This is a genomic window from Halovibrio salipaludis (genome assembly GCF_002286965.1).
Taxonomy (GTDB): Bacteria; Pseudomonadota; Gammaproteobacteria; order Pseudomonadales; family Oleiphilaceae; genus Halospina; species Halospina salipaludis.
The window spans coordinates 541,518-555,840 of sequence record NZ_NSKD01000002.1; the positions used below are offsets into that span (position 1 = coordinate 541,518).

The following is a 14,323-nucleotide window of genomic DNA, read 5'->3' on the forward strand; positions in this document are numbered from 1 at the left end:
CTGGATGGAGTGAAAAACCGGCCCAATTATAGAGATACCAGGCCCAGGATTCCACACAGAACCGGCCCGGAGCGACTACCCAATAGGTGGGAGACGCGCCCGGGCCGGCCACGTGCCGTGGAGCTGATCAGTGATCCGCAGCGGTGCCGCGCTCCGGGAAGATGGGGAAGGACATGCCGGCCATCTCGCTCACCAGCCGGATGACCTGGGCGCTGTAGCCCGCCTCGTTGTCATACCAGACATAGAGCACGGCACGGTTACCGTTGGCGATCGTGGCCTGGCCATCCACAACCCCTGCATGGCGGGAGCCCACAAAATCGGAGGACACCACCTCGGGGGAACTCACGTAATCAACCTGCTTCTGTAGATCCGAGTGCAGCGCCACATCCCGCAGGAACTCGTTCATCTCATCACGCGTCGCCGCCTTCTCAAGGTTCAGGTTGAGAATGGCCATGGACACGTTGGGCGTGGGCACCCGGATGGCATTGCCGGTAAGCTTGCCATCCAGATCCGGCAGGGCCTTGGCAACCGCCTTGGCCGCCCCGGTCTCGGTCAGGACCATGTTCAGCGGCGCGCTGCGGCCCCGGCGCTCACCCTTGTGGTAGTTGTCGATCAGGTTCTGGTCGTTGGTGTAGGCATGGACCGTCTCCATGTGCCCATCAACAATCCCGAACTGCTCCTTCACCGCCTTGAGAACGGGGGTGATGGCATTGGTGGTACAGGACGCCACGGAGAGAATGCGATCCTCGTCCGTGTACAGATCGTTGTTGATGCCCGGAACAATGTTCTTGATGTTGCCCTTGCCGGGCGCCGTCAGGACGACACGACTGGCCCCCCTGGACTTGAGGTGCAGGCCAAGGCCTTCGTCATCACGCCATTTACCGGTGTTGTCGATGATGATGGCGTTGTCGATCCCGTACTGGGTGTAATCCACCTGATCCGGGCCATCGGAGTAGATGACCTTGATGTAGTTGCCATTGGCGATGATGGCCTCGTTCTCTTCGTCCACCGTAATGGTGCCGCGGAATGAGCCATGCACGGAGTCACGGCGCAGCAGGCTGGCCCGTTTTTCCAGGTCGTTCTCGGCTCCGCCCTTGCGGACGACGATGGCACGCAGGCGCAGGTTGTTCCCGCCGCCGGCCTTTTCCACCAGGATGCGGGCCAGATAGCGCCCGATCCGGCCGAAACCGTAAAGGACAATATCCTTGGTCTCGCTCTCGCTGGCGGCCTTAGCCTCCTCGTCGTACCGGTCAACAACCGGATTGACCGCTTCACGCAGGAAGTCCTCCAGGCTCTGTTCGTCACGCACCTGGTTGTACTGGTTCGCCAGCTTGCCGATGTCGATGTGCGCCTGGCCCAGGTTCAGCCGGTCCAGTGTCTCGAGGACCGGGTAGGTATCGTGGACATCCAGCTCTTCCGCCTCGATCTGGCGCACGAATCGGTGTGCCTTGAGGATGTTGATGACCGACTGGTTGATCAGCGCGCGGCCGTACATGGACGTCACCACATTGTTGCGGCGGTACAGACGGCCGATCAGCGGAATCATGGCTTCGGCGATGGCTTCACGCTCGGTCCAGTCGGAAAAGTAGCGGTTGAGTTGCTCCTGGCTCACGATCAGGGTCCTCTGAAACAGGGTGTATGTCGGGTCATGGCCTCTGGCCCTTGCGGGCCGGCGTATTATCCAGCTTAAAGCGCCCCGGCGCAATCGACTCCGCCGCGTCGGGGTGGCAGGCGCGGCGCCTCGGGCTTAGAATGGCGCCTCCGCACACCAACCATGCAGCGTTGATGAACCAGACCAGCACCCAGTCCCCGCTCCTGCCCGCCGATCCACCCACACGCGGCGGCGATCACCGACACTGGGGATCGCTCCCCGGCAGCGCACGCGCCCTGGCCATACTGGAAGCCAGCCGGCGCTTCCCCGGGCTTACACTGGTGATTACCGGCACTACCGACGAAGCCCAGGCGCTGGAGCAGGAACTGGCGTTCTACCGTGATGATGAACAGGACGATGCCCTGCTCTCACTGCCGGACTGGGAGACACTCCCCTACGACATGTTCTCGCCCCATGAGGCGATCATTTCCCAGCGCATACGGACTCTGCACCAGCTGCCACGGATGCAGCGCGGTCTCCTGGTGCTGCCGGCCCGGACCCTGATGCACCGGCTGCCGCCGCCCTCGTTCACTGAGGGCAACACCCTGATGCTGGCAACCGGGGATCCGCTGCCGATCGACGACTGGCGCCAGCGGCTGGAGGCTGTGGGCTACCGGCATGCCGATAACGTCCAGGAACACGGCGAATACGCCGTACGCGGCTCGATCCTCGACATCTACCCCATGGGTGCCGACCTCCCCTACCGGATCGAACTCTTTGATGACGAAGTGGAAACGCTCCGCACCTTCGATCCGGAGACCCAACGCTCCATTGATCAGGTCGAGCGCATCAAATTGCTTCCGGCCCATGAGTTCCCCTGGGACGAACGCTCCCGCCAGCGCTTCCGCAACCGCTGGAACGAGGCATTCCCCGAGGCACCCCGGGAGGCTCCGGTGTACCAGGACGTGGCGGCCGGCATCCGGCCTCCGGGGATCGAGTATTTCCTTCCGCTTTTCTTCGACGAAACCGCCACCCTGTTCGACTACCTGCCGGGGCAGTCGCTGGTCCTGACGGACCCCGAGCTCCAGGCTGCCCTGGATCATTTCCAGGCAGAGGTCGATGAACGCTACGAGGAGCGCCGATACGACCGTTACCGGCCCTTACTGGCTCCGAAAGAGGTGTTTCTGCGGACCGAGGAATGCTTCCGGCACATCCGCCACCTGCCCCGGGTCACCTGGTTCGCCGGGGAACAGCCCCAGGGGGCCGGCGTGCTCAATATGCCCTGCACCCCGCTGCCGGACATAGCACTCGACGCGCGCGCCGAGGATCCCGCGGCAAAGCTCCGGCACTTCATCGAGCAGCGCTCGCCCCGGGTGCTCTTTGCCGCCGACTCCGCCGGCAGACGCGAGGCGCTTCTGGAGCAGCTGAAACAGTACGGCTGGAACCCCAGGGAAGTCGATAACTGGCAGCAGTTCCAGACCGGCAGCGACGTCATGGGACTGTGCACGGGCCCACTGGAACATGGTGCCTGGCTCAACGACGCCGGGCTCTGCGTCATCGCGGAGGCGGAGCTCTACGGCCAGCGGGTGATGCAGCGCCGGCGGCGCCAGCGCGCCACGGACTCGGAGACCGAAGGGAGCATCCGGGATCTTTCCGAGCTGCGCGTCGGCGCTCCTGTGGTGCACATCGACCACGGCATCGGACGCTACCAGGGGCTGCAGACCATCGAGGTGGACGGCCAGCCCACCGAGTTCCTGACCCTGCAGTACGCCAACGGCACCAACCTCTATGTGCCGGTCTCCAACCTGCACCTGATCTCACGCTACAGCGGCGTGGACGATGCCACCGCGCCCCTGCACAGGCTCGGTTCGGAGAAATGGAACCAGGCCAAACAGAAAGCACTGGAGAAGGTCCGTGACACCGCCGCCGAGCTGCTGGACGTGTACGCCAGGCGCGAAGCCAGCCAGGGTTACGCCTTCCCGCAGCCGGATGACGCCTACCGCTCCTTCTGCGCCGAGTTCCCGTTCGAGGAAACACCGGACCAGATGGCGGCCATCGAGGCCGTGGAGAACGACATGGCGAGTGAGCAGCCCATGGACCGGCTGATCTGCGGCGACGTGGGCTTCGGCAAGACGGAAGTGGCCATGCGTGCCGCGTTCCTGGCGACCCATGCCGGCAAACAGGTGGTGGTGCTGGTGCCCACCACCCTGCTCGCCCAGCAGCATTACGACTCCTTCCGCGACCGTTTTGCCGAAACCGGCGTGCGCGTGGAACTGCTCAGCCGCTTCCGCAGCCAGAAACAGCAGCAGGCGACCATGGCCCGCGCCGCCGAGGGTGAGGCGGACATCATCATTGGCACCCACAAGCTGCTCCAGGGGGACCTCAACTTCCCCGACCTGGGCCTGGCGATCATCGACGAGGAACACCGCTTCGGCGTCAACCAGAAGGAAAAGCTCAAGCAGCTGCGCGCCCAGGTGGACGTGCTCACCCTCACCGCAACGCCCATCCCGCGGACCCTGAACATGGCCATGGGCAACCTGCGGGACCTGTCCATCATCGCCACGCCGCCCGCACGGCGACTCTCCGTGAAAACCTTCGTGCGCCGGCGTGAAGACGCACTGGTCAAGGAGGCGATACTCCGGGAGATCCTGCGTGGCGGCCAGGTCTACTACCTGCACAATGACGTGGAATCCATCGAGCGGCTGGCCGAAGAGGTCCGGACCCTGGTTCCGGAGGCCCGGGTGGGTGTGGCTCACGGGCAGATGCGTGAGCGCGAGCTCGAACAGATCATGTCCGACTTCTACCACAAGCGCTTCAATGTCCTGGTCTGCACCACCATCATCGAGACCGGCATCGACATCCCCAGCGCCAACACCATCCTCATCGAGCGTGCGGACCGCTTCGGCCTGGCCCAGCTGCACCAGCTCCGGGGCCGGGTCGGCCGCTCCCATCACCAGGCCTATGCCTACCTCCTGACACCGGAAGGCAAGAAGATCACCGGCGATGCGGAGAAACGCCTGGATGCCATCGCCGCCGCCCAGGACCTGGGTGCCGGCTTCATGCTCGCCACCCACGACCTGGAGATCCGCGGCGCCGGCGAACTGCTGGGCGACGACCAGAGCGGCCAGATCCAGGGCGTGGGCCTGACCCTCTACATGGAACTGCTGGACGAGGCCGTGAAGGCCATCCGTGAGGGGCGCACGCCCAACGCGGACCTGCCCATCCGCCACGGCACCGAGATCAACCTGCGCATCCCGGCGCTGATCCCCGAGGACTACCTGCCAGACGTCCACCAGCGCCTGATCCTCTACAAGCGCCTGGCCAGCACCCAGAGCCAGGAACAGCTGAAGGAACTCCAGGTGGAAATCATCGACCGCTTCGGCCTGCTGCCAGAGCCGCTGAAGAACCTGGTGCGCCAGACCGGCCTGCGCATCCGGGCCGAAGCGCTCGGGATCAGCAAGGTGGATGCAGCAGGCTCCTCCGCCACCATGGCATTCAGTGCCGATACCCGGGTGGATCCACTGGTGCTGGTGGAACTGGTCCAGAGCTCCCCCGCGGATTACGCGCTGGAAAGTGGTGACCAGCTGAAGTTCCGGCTGAACGGGGAAACCGCCGATGATAGACTCAATGATCTTGACCGCTTCCTGACGCTTCTGGAAGAACGCGCCACGGAGAGCAAAGGAACCCAATAGAGGAGACCGCCGTGCCGAGTCGCGGAACCCGTCGCATCCTGGTCAGCATGCTGCTGCTCTGCACCACCGCCATGCCGGCAGCGGGTGCGGAACTGTACCGGGTGGAGCTGCTGCTGTTCGAACGCCTGCTGGGAGAGCCCGAACAGCTCCCGGATCCCCATACCGCCGTTTCCCTGCCGGAAAGGGGTGTGCCGCTGTGGGTGGACAGCCAGTGGATGCCGGAGCCCCGGAGCGCTGTCGATGCCGACACGGAATCCGATGCGCCCGTGGAGCGGGTTCCGGAGATCCTGGCTCTGCCGCGCGAAGAACTCCGGCTCAACAATATCGCCCGGGCGCTGGAAAACGATTCCGGTTACCGCCTGCTGGCTTTCACCGGATGGCAGAACCCCTTCCCGGATGGCTACCGTACCGCTCCACTGGTCGTGGATCTCGCGGCGGACGAGGCGGGCAAGCAGCGGATCCAGGGCAGCCTGCAGATCGAACGCCGGCGTTATCTCCATGTGCGGGCCTCGCTGCATGACACGCGCCTGAATGAACCCGCACTGGACGTGACACCGATTCCCCGCTTTCCGGTGGCGTCAGGGTTGATCTTGCCCCTGCCCCGTTACCTGGCTCCCGAAAGCCCGGCTTTCAGGGAAACAGCAACCCGGCTCACCGAGAACCGGCGTATGCGCAGCGAGGAGGTGCATTACCTCGACGCGCCCACCTTCGGTCTGGTGGTCTATTTCCACCCCATTACCAAAGAGAACGGAGACGAGGAGGAAGAGGAAGAGGGCTGACCGGCGCCAGGCGTCGCTCAATCCGCCCGGAGACAGGCTTCCAGAACCTGCAGCACCCGTCCGATGCCCGCATCCAGGTTCGAACGGATGTCATCCATGGTGATGACCTCACTGGTTCTGCCCGCCGCCCAGTTCACCACCAGGGCAAGACAGGCGTAATCCAGCTCCGCCTCCCGGGCCAGAACCGCCTCGGGCATGGCCGTCATCCCCACGATATCCGCACCGTCCTGTTCCAGGCGCCGGATCTCCGCGGCAGTTTCCAGTCTCGGCCCCTGGGTACACGCATAGACACCGCCGTCGTGGCACGCCACGCCCACCTCCGCCGCTGCCGCCCGCAGGGCATCGCGTATCGACTCTGAGTATGGCCAGGTGAAGTCCACGTGCACCGCGTGTTCCAGGTTCTCCTCATGGAAGCTGGGCGCACGCCCCCAGGTGTAGTCAATGATCTGATCCGGCAGAACCAGGCTGGACGGGGTCATGGCCGGATGGATGGAGCCAACCGCATTGACCGCGATGATCCGGTCAACGCCGGCCCGCCTGAGCGCCTCGATATTGGCCCGATAGTTGACCCGGTGGGGCGGAATCCGGTGGGGATCGCCATGGCGGGCCAGAAAGACCACCTTCCGGCCACCCAGTCGACCGATCCGCAGAGGCGCGGAGGGCGCCCCCCACACGGTTTCGGTTTCAAGGGTGTCATCAACCATCAGTGAATCAATGGCGGTCAGCCCTGTACCGCCAATAATGCCCCATACCGGCTCACTGTTGCCCATTGGCTCCTCCACCTGTCGCTGCGGGCTGCTCGCCCTCCGCCGCCATGCCTTCGCCCAGCAGAGCCTGGGGCCCTTCGCCCGCAATGTGCAGGGTGCGCGTCGGGAAGGCCACTTCCGCCCCATGCTCGCGGATGATGCTGCTGATGCGGAGCATCACGTCCTGTTTCACTTTCTGGTATTCAATCCACTGACGCGTATGGGTAAAGGCATAGATCATGATGTCCAGGGAGGAAGCATTGAAGGTGGTGAAGTTGACGATCAGGAACTGGTTGGCATCGATGTCCTCATGCTCCTCCAGCATGCTGCGGATGTCGGCCACAATCGGAGCGACCATGTCCACATCGCCGTAGCGCACCCCGACCATCTCGTAGATCCGCCGGTTCATCATCCGGGACGGGTTCTCCACGGAGATGGTGGTGAAAATGGCATTGGGAACATAGAGCGGGCGCAGCTCAAAGGTCCGGATCCGGGTCACGCGCCACCCAATGTGTTCGACGACCCCTTCAATACTTGCGTCGGGAGAGCGGATCCACTCGCCCACCTTGAAGGGCTTGTCCATGTAGACAACGGCGCCACCGAAGAAATTCGCCAGCATGTCCTTGGCCGCGAAGCCGACGGCAATACCGCCCACGCCCCCGAAGGCCAGCACCCCGGAAATGCTGTACCCCAGGTTCTGGATGATGACCAGGGCGGCGATGACGAACACCGAGACCCGGGACAGCTTGCCAATGGCCGAGACCGTGGTGTAATCCATGGGCTCGGCAACACGGCTCGAGACCAGCAGCTCCTCGGTGCCCTGAATGAAGCGCAGCAGCGCCCAGACCAGCAGCAGTATGAAACCGAACCTGAGGCCCAGCCCATTGAGGTTGAGCAGATCGATCTCATAGAAGCGGGCGCCGGCTTCCGAGGCGAAATACAGGCCCAGAAGCCAGATGTACCAGTACAGCGGGCGGCGTATGGCGTGGATCAGGACGTCGTCCCAGAGATTGCGGTTGTTCCGCAGCTTGTTCTCAACCGCCCGGATCACCCACCAGACGACAAAAGCCACCACGAAGGTGACCACCAGGATCACACCGACCCAGAGCAGCCCGCGGAATTCCGGGGCGATCCCGAGACCAGAGAGAACATCATCAAGGCGGGCAAGCGTCATGCGGGTGCCTCATCCAGCATGCGCAGCAGGGCTGCACGGGTATCACGGTACCGGGCCGTACTGCGGAAGGCACCCCGGGGCCCCGGCAGTGGCTTACCCCGCAGCGACACCAACCCGGCCGAGGCGCGCGCGCCGGCCTCGCTCAGGCCCGCGGCCACGGTATCGGCGGCCTCAGGGTCATTGCAGACCAGCAGCAGGTCACAGCCGGCATCGAGTGCAGCCTGTGCCCGTTCCGGCGGTTCGCCGGCCACAGCCGCGCCGGCCATGGTGAGATCATCGCTGATCACAACGCCGCGGAACCCGACCTCGCGGGAAAGCACATTCTTCAGCCAGAACGGAGAGAAACCGGCCGGCTGCTCATCCACGCCCGGGTAGACCACGTGGGCGGGCATGACAGCATCCAGAGTCTCCGCCAGCTCCCGGAAAGGCACCGCGTCGTGCTCCAGGATCTGCTCCAGGGTGCGTCCGTCGCTGGGCAGTTCGTGATGGGAGTCCGCAGCAATGGCCCCATGGCCGGGGAAATGCTTGCCCACTGCCGCCATACCGCCTTCATGCATGCCACCAATCCAGGCACCGGCGAGTTCGGCCACCACCTGGGGGTCCGAATGGAAGCTGCGATCACCGATCACACTGGAAACCCCGTGATCCAGATCCAGAACCGGTGCAAAACTGAAATCCACATCCATGTCCCGCAGCTCGGACGCCATCAGCCAGCCCGCGGCATGGGTAATGGCTCGGGCATTCTCGGGATCCCGTTCCCAGGCCAGACCGAAGCTGCGCATCGGTGGCAGGCGTGTGAGCCCGGACTGGAAACGCTGTACCCGGCCACCCTCCTGGTCCACGCCAATCAGGATGCGCGGGCGGATCTGGCGGATGGACTGCACCAGGGACCGGAGCTGGGCCGGTGACTCGTAATTGCGGGTGAACAGGATCACCCCGCCCACCGCCTCATGGGCCAGTCGTTCACGCTCGGGGGCGCTGAGACGTGGCCCCTCGAGATCGATCATCAATGGTCCGCTCACCGGGCCTCCCTAAACGACGCAAGAACAGCCCGGGCCCGCCTCACTGAACAAAGACAGGCGTACCCGGGCGTACCCATTCCCAGAGCTGAAGAATGTCATCATTGCGCATCCGGATACAACCGTGGGACAGCGGCTGCCCCATGGGTTCCGTATCCGGAGTGCCATGGATGTAGATGAACCGCCGCATGGTATCAACAGCGCCTCCACGGTTATACCCGGGCTCTTCGCCACAGAGCCAGAGAATCCGCGTCAGTATCCAGTCACGCCCGGGATGTTCACGGTGCAGCTGCGGGCTCCAGACCTCGCCGGTGGGGCGCCGGCCACGGAACACCGCCCCCCGGGGCTGGCCGGCCCCGATACAGGAACGGAGCCGGTGCCGCCCCAGCGGCGTCCCACCGGAACCGTCCTGCTGACCGGCACCGGCAGCGGCCGTGGAAATGCGGTAACACAGCCATGGGCCAGCGCGCCCGTGCAGGATCATGACCTGACGGGCCATGTCCACCTCGATCCGCTCGATCGGATTAGCGCCGTCAGGCACCGCTGTCGGAATTCCCTCTGTTGCCATGGGCAACAGTATGCGCCTGCATTCCCGCGGCAAGGAAGGGCACGAGGTGATCCACGATCTCCTCGTTGGGGGTTTCAACCCCCAGTTTGTTCCAGAGGATCTCGGTGAGCGCATCACTGCTGGAAAGAGTGAAAGCCGTGGCACCGAGCATGAACTGATTGCGCCAGTAGCGCTCCACGGCGGACAGCTCCGGGGTGGCGTTCTTGAGAAGCCGCATGAAGCGGTCGAAAGTGTGGCTGTACTCGGCTTCCAGAAAGCGGCGCAGGTGCCCCTGGGACTGGGTATAGGCGAGCCCCTGCAGGCGCATATAGATGGCGATGCTGCGGTCGTGCTGGCGCGGCATCTCCACCAGGGTACTGGTGAGCACCCGCAGCACTGACTCCAGATCAGGCGGCTCCGGAGCCGCTTCCGCCTCAAGGCGGTCAAAGGCCGCCTCCAGCGCGATACAGAAGGGCGTCAGGAAACGTGCGAACACCGCCTGGATGAGCGACTTCTTGGAACCGAAATGGTAATTGACCGCAGCCAGATTCACGCCGGCCTTACCGGTGATCATGCGAAGAGAGGTCTCGGAGAAGCCTCTTTCGGCGAACAGCTCCTCCGCCGCATCCAGAATCCTGTCCACTGTATCCGACTGCGCCATGGAATCCCGCTCAAACGTTTGACCAAACAATTGTTTGAAACATACGTTTGAGACGGAAAGGTGTCAAGGCGAGTGCGCGGTGACGCTGTCACCTCCGGCCGCACCGGATTCCTGGGAGTCGGGCCCCGGATCCGACTCGGGCACTGGCACCACGCCTGGGTCGCTGGCCCGGGCAGCCGCATCCAGCGGCTCCGCGTCCCCTTCATCCAGCATCTGCTCATGGGTCCGCAGGTATTCCTCCCGCAGACGGTTATAGGCCTTTTCCGCTTCCAGCGCAAAAATGAGATAGAGCTGGGCCTGGGAGCGGTTGCGGATGCTGTCTACCAGCTGCCCTCTCTCGGAAAGGTTGTAGAGGCTGGTGTAACGGCTGCGACGCAACGCCGGATTATACTCGGCCAGCGGGCGGCACGCAGCCGCCAGCCCGATCGGCCCTTCCAGGTGCTCAACGTGTTTGCGGGCACGGTGCAGCAGACGCCGCCGCTTCAGCAGAAGCTCCATATGGGAGGCCTGGTGCGTGAAGACATGGCGCACACCCGGCAGCCCCCAGAGAGCGGCCAGCGCCAGGGCGCCAAACGCCACCCCACCGATCAGCGCCGGCACCAGGTTGCCCATGCCGGCCAGAACCACGACGGCAAGCACGCTCAGCAGCAGGAGCCAGCTGTCGCGCCGGCGCCGCGCCAGGTGCAGCTGGTGGTGATCCGGCCAGCCGGGCATGGCCAGGGTATCAAAGTCGAGCAGGAGCAGACGCTCGCAGTCGTGCAGCAGCTTCCGTCGGCGCTGCTGGCGCTTACGCTCAGCCTCGCGCGCCGCCCGGTGGGCGGCCTCGGGGTCCGCATCCGCTGACGCCTCCCGCCCCCCGGACGGCTCACCGTCCGGGCCATTCCCCGGGCTCCCGGACACCACCGACGGATCCTCTGCCGGGGTTTCCGGTTCGGGAACCGGCTCCAATCGACCGCCAGGGTGAACCCGCGGTTCCTCGGGCCGTTCAGGCTGATGCTGCGCCATCCCACTCTCCGCGTACCTGTACCATCACTGGTTAACGGCTGATCCTCAAGGGGCTTGAATGCCCGCCGCCCATGCTCTGGCATGTATTGGCAGCGTAGCGTATTCTGATTCACCCTGACGGCTGTGGAACACACTTTTACAGAGGCAAGGCTCCAATGACCACCACTCCCAAGATCCTGGTACGCGACTACATGCGTTCACTGTCCCTCTGGTTCTCACCTTCCGACCCGATCGAGAAGGTGGCGGCCACGCTGGTCAAGCAGGAGGAGCTGGGCGCACCGGTCCTGGACGAACACAAACGGCTCATCGGCTTTGTGACCGAGCAGGACTGCATCAAGGAAATGCTCAATGACTCCTATTACGCCCAGGAACACCAGCTGGTAAGCGACGTGATGTCCCGCAGGACCGTATCCGTGGGGCCGGACGAGGATGTAACCCATCTGGCGGAGGAAATGATCGGCGCCAAGCCCAAGATCTACCCCGTGGTCGACAACAGCCGGGTTATCGGGGTCATCACCCGGGGCGATGTACTGCGGGCCCTGAGCCGTGTACGCAACAGTGGCCACGGCCACATCTGACAGGTTGCCAGCGTGTTTACAGGAATCGTACAGGGCATCGCCCGGGTAGCCACCGTTGAGCGGCTGGCCGGGCTTCACCGTATCAGCCTGCGTTTTCCGGAAAACTTCATTGACGGCATTGCGATCGGCGCCTCGGTGTCCATCAACGGTGCCTGCCTGACCGTCACCGACGCCTGGCCGGACCGCCATCTGGCAGCCTTTGATGTGATGATGGAAACCCTGAGGGTCACCACCCTCGGGGAGCTGCAGGAAGGGAGTCCGGTCAACGTCGAGCGCGCCGCTCGGATCGGCGATGAAATCGGTGGCCACCTGCTTTCAGGTCACGTCCACTGCATGGCCAGGGTCAGCTCGATCGAGGAGCCCGAGAACAACCGTCGGATCGCCTTTTCCGTTCCCCCTGCGTGGCGCCCCTACCTCATCAGCAAGGGCTACATCGCGGTGGATGGAGCCAGCCTCACCGTCGCCGAACTGACCAGCGACGGCTTTGCCGTCTACCTGATCCCCGAAACGCTCAGGGCCACGCGTTTCGGTACGCTCGATGAAGGGGATCAGGTGAACATTGAGATCGACCATCAGACCCAGACGATCATCGATACCCTGAACCGTCTGGACCTGGCACCCCGCGGGGCCGACTGACCCCGCGGTGGCCGTTTCTAGCGCTGGTAGCCAGGGCGCAGGAAGGGCATCGAGGAAACCGTCATGCTGCGGCGCTTGCCGCGCACATCCGCCTCAACGGTGGTGCCTTTCTCCGCCAGGTCCGCGCGCACATACCCCATGGCAATGGGCGCACCGACACTGGCGGCAAAGTTGCCACTGGTCACTTCCCCAATGGGCTCATCACCACCTTCCGCGTAGAGCACGGCGCCCTCGCGTACCGGCGCCTTGCCTTCAGCAACGAGCCCGACGCGCTTTTGCTCCGGCGCGCTGTCGCGCATCTGCTGCAGAACCCGCTGCGCCCCCGGGAAGCCGCCCTCACGCTCCCCGCCGAGCCTGCGGGCCTTGCCGATGGCCCAGCCCAGGGAAGCCTCAACCGGGGTCGTCCGGGTGGTGATGTCATGACCATAAAGGCAGAGCCCGGCCTCAAGACGCAATGAATCCCGGGCACCAAGCCCCACCGGCTCCACATGCTCATCCTCCAGCAGACGCCGGGCCAGGGTCTCCGCCACCTCAGCCGGCACCGAGATCTCGTACCCATCCTCGCCGGTGTAGCCGCTGCGGGAAATAATCGCCGGGCTGTCGAGCAGTGTCATGGGCCAGTTGTCCATGAACTTCATTTTCCGGACTTCCGGCTGGAGTTTCGCCAGAGCTTCCTCTGCCTTGGGTCCCTGGAGAGCAATCAGCGCCCTGTCGGTCATCTCGGTCAGCGTGACGGAGGCCGGGAGCCCGGCACGCAGGTGCGCGATGTCCTCAGCCTTGCAGGCGGCATTGACGACGAGATAGAAGCCATCCTCATGGCGGCTGATCATCAGGTCGTCCAGTACCCCTCCGTCCTCGTTGGTAAACAGGCCATAACGCTGGCGGTGCATGCCCAGCCCGACCAGGTCAGAGGGCACCATGGCCTCCAGCGCTTCCGCGATGCCCTCGCCGCTGAGCCATACCTGACCCATGTGCGAGACATCAAAAAGACCTGCGCCTTCCCGGGTATGAAGGTGTTCCTGCTTGATCCCCGCAGGGTATTGCACCGGCATGCTGTAGCCGGCAAACGGGACCATGCGCGCACCGAGTTCCTCGTGGAGGGCGGTCAGCGGGGTTGTAAGCATTGCCTGATCGTTCGCCATGAGCCTGTCTCTCCTGTTGCTGTTTCGGAGCCACCTGTACCTGCGGCTCCCGCTGGACTGGGTTGCCCTATGATGCCGTATTTCCGATTGGAAACAAAGTTTCCTGTCAGGCCGTCACCCAGAGAACTTCCGCATCCTCCTCGCTCACGGAAACCAGCATATGCCCCATGGTGCAGTCGTAATAGGCACTGTCTCCGGCTTCCAGGCGCACGGGTTCATAGAACTCCGTATAGAACAGGATGGCCCCGCTCAGCACATACAGGAATTCCTCGCCATCGTGCCGGATCCATTCCGGAAAGTCCCCGAACGCACGCGCGCGCACACGCGTTGTAAAGGGCACCATCTTCTTGTGGCTGAGATCCGTGGCCAGCAGTTCGTGCTCATAGGTAGCGGTGGGATGGGGCTTGCCCTCCCCGCGGCGCGTAATATCGCGCCGCCCCGAAGGCTGGGCGCTGTTGCTGGGCTCTGAGAACAGCTGCGGCAGGTCGATACCCAGCCCGTTGACCAGCTTGTGCACCACCGAGAAGGTGGGTGATATCTGCTCGTTCTCGATCTTCGACAGCGTGGAGCGCGCAAGTCCCGTCAGTTTGCTGGCCTCTTCCAGGGTCAGCCCCTGGCCCAGCCGCAGGGACCGGACACGCTCACCCAGCCGCAGGGGCTGCAGTGTGGCTTCGGTTTCACCGCGCTGGACCTGCAGGGTCTCGTGGAGCGGCTCCCGCATGTTCTCGCTGTCCTCGGACATGATTCGCGTGT

13 protein-coding genes are annotated in these 14,323 nt (G+C 64.1%); 4 read left to right on the forward strand and 9 right to left on the reverse strand.

Annotated features, from left to right (window positions below; genetic code table 11):
- Positions 1 to 127: 127 nt before the first annotated feature.
- On the reverse strand, positions 128 to 1,612 hold the full coding sequence (locus CK501_RS07270; RefSeq protein ID WP_095617058.1) for a glyceraldehyde-3-phosphate dehydrogenase: 1,485 nt from the start codon (positions 1,610 to 1,612) through the stop codon (positions 128 to 130).
- Positions 1,613 to 1,785: 173 nt separating this feature from the next.
- On the opposite strand from CK501_RS07270, the gene mfd reads away from it, so the two are divergent.
- On the forward strand, positions 1,786 to 5,283 hold the full coding sequence (gene mfd / locus CK501_RS07275) for a transcription-repair coupling factor (protein WP_095617059.1): 3,498 nt from the start codon (positions 1,786 to 1,788) through the stop codon (positions 5,281 to 5,283).
- Positions 5,284 to 5,294: 11 nt separating this feature from the next.
- Positions 5,295 to 6,062: a CsiV family protein gene (locus tag CK501_RS07280; protein ID WP_095617060.1), complete on the forward strand. Its 768-nt coding sequence runs from the start codon at positions 5,295 to 5,297 to the stop codon at positions 6,060 to 6,062.
- Between the two features lie 17 nt (positions 6,063 to 6,079).
- Here the strand turns inward: CK501_RS07280 and CK501_RS07285 are convergent, their stop codons facing one another.
- The 6 genes from CK501_RS07285 to CK501_RS07310 form a co-directional block, all read right to left on the reverse strand.
- Positions 6,080 to 6,832, reverse strand: a complete 753-nt coding sequence (locus CK501_RS07285; RefSeq protein WP_095617061.1) for an S-methyl-5'-thioinosine phosphorylase — start codon at positions 6,830 to 6,832, stop codon at positions 6,080 to 6,082.
- Positions 6,819 to 7,982, reverse strand: coding sequence for a mechanosensitive ion channel family protein (locus CK501_RS07290; RefSeq protein WP_095617062.1), 1,164 nt, complete (start codon positions 7,980 to 7,982; stop codon positions 6,819 to 6,821). The genes CK501_RS07285 and CK501_RS07290 overlap by 14 nt, the downstream gene beginning before the upstream one ends.
- Complete coding sequence (nagZ, locus tag CK501_RS07295; RefSeq protein ID WP_233128859.1) at positions 7,979 to 9,004, reverse strand: beta-N-acetylhexosaminidase; 1,026 nt, start codon at positions 9,002 to 9,004, stop codon at positions 7,979 to 7,981. The genes CK501_RS07290 and nagZ overlap by 4 nt, the downstream gene beginning before the upstream one ends.
- A 40-nt stretch (positions 9,005 to 9,044) precedes the next feature.
- The gene (locus tag CK501_RS07300; protein ID WP_269844183.1) at positions 9,045 to 9,569 is read right to left on the reverse strand and encodes a L,D-transpeptidase; all 525 of its coding nucleotides are present in this window, start codon (positions 9,567 to 9,569) and stop codon (positions 9,045 to 9,047) included.
- Positions 9,535 to 10,209 (reverse strand): TetR/AcrR family transcriptional regulator, encoded by a 675-nt coding sequence (locus CK501_RS07305; RefSeq protein ID WP_095617064.1) that lies wholly within the window; start codon positions 10,207 to 10,209, stop codon positions 9,535 to 9,537. The genes CK501_RS07300 and CK501_RS07305 overlap by 35 nt, the downstream gene beginning before the upstream one ends.
- 63 nt (positions 10,210 to 10,272) lie before the next feature.
- Complete coding sequence (locus CK501_RS07310; protein WP_095617065.1) at positions 10,273 to 11,214, reverse strand: hypothetical protein; 942 nt, start codon at positions 11,212 to 11,214, stop codon at positions 10,273 to 10,275.
- 155 nt (positions 11,215 to 11,369) lie between these two features.
- Here CK501_RS07310 and CK501_RS07315 point away from each other — a divergent pair, with 155 nt between their 5' ends.
- Together CK501_RS07315 and CK501_RS07320 are read left to right on the forward strand one after the other, a co-directional pair.
- Entirely contained in the window at positions 11,370 to 11,792 is a 423-nt protein-coding gene (locus CK501_RS07315) for a CBS domain-containing protein (RefSeq protein ID WP_095617066.1), read from the forward strand.
- Between the two features lie 12 nt (positions 11,793 to 11,804).
- Positions 11,805 to 12,428, forward strand: a complete 624-nt coding sequence (locus tag CK501_RS07320) for a riboflavin synthase subunit alpha (RefSeq protein ID WP_095617067.1) — start codon at positions 11,805 to 11,807, stop codon at positions 12,426 to 12,428.
- Positions 12,429 to 12,445: 17 nt separating this feature from the next.
- Here CK501_RS07320 and gcvT read toward each other — a convergent pair whose 3' ends face one another.
- Together gcvT and CK501_RS07330 are read right to left on the reverse strand one after the other, a co-directional pair.
- Positions 12,446 to 13,570 (reverse strand): glycine cleavage system aminomethyltransferase GcvT, encoded by a 1,125-nt coding sequence (gcvT, locus tag CK501_RS07325; protein ID WP_095617068.1) that lies wholly within the window; start codon positions 13,568 to 13,570, stop codon positions 12,446 to 12,448.
- A 106-nt stretch (positions 13,571 to 13,676) separates the two neighbouring features.
- Complete coding sequence (locus tag CK501_RS07330) at positions 13,677 to 14,291, reverse strand: helix-turn-helix domain-containing protein (protein ID WP_233128867.1); 615 nt, start codon at positions 14,289 to 14,291, stop codon at positions 13,677 to 13,679.
- Positions 14,292 to 14,323: the final 32 nt, after the last annotated feature.

Coding starts and splice junctions, on each gene's coding strand:
- CK501_RS07315 (WP_095617066.1), top strand. CDS start 11,370: ATGACCACCACTCCCAAGATCCTGGTACGCGACTACATGCGTTCACTG.
- gcvT (WP_095617068.1), bottom strand. CDS start 13,570: ATGGCGAACGATCAGGCAATGCTTACAACCCCGCTGACCGCCCTCCAC.
- CK501_RS07310 (WP_095617065.1), bottom strand. CDS start 11,214: ATGGCGCAGCATCAGCCTGAACGGCCCGAGGAACCGCGGGTTCACCCT.
- CK501_RS07290 (WP_095617062.1), bottom strand. CDS start 7,982: ATGACGCTTGCCCGCCTTGATGATGTTCTCTCTGGTCTCGGGATCGCC.
- CK501_RS07305 (WP_095617064.1), bottom strand. CDS start 10,209: ATGGCGCAGTCGGATACAGTGGACAGGATTCTGGATGCGGCGGAGGAG.
- CK501_RS07300 (WP_269844183.1), bottom strand. CDS start 9,569: ATGGCAACAGAGGGAATTCCGACAGCGGTGCCTGACGGCGCTAATCCG.
- CK501_RS07285 (WP_095617061.1), bottom strand. CDS start 6,832: ATGGGCAACAGTGAGCCGGTATGGGGCATTATTGGCGGTACAGGGCTG.
- CK501_RS07330 (WP_233128867.1), bottom strand. CDS start 14,291: ATGCGGGAGCCGCTCCACGAGACCCTGCAGGTCCAGCGCGGTGAAACC.
- mfd (WP_095617059.1), top strand. CDS start 1,786: ATGAACCAGACCAGCACCCAGTCCCCGCTCCTGCCCGCCGATCCACCC.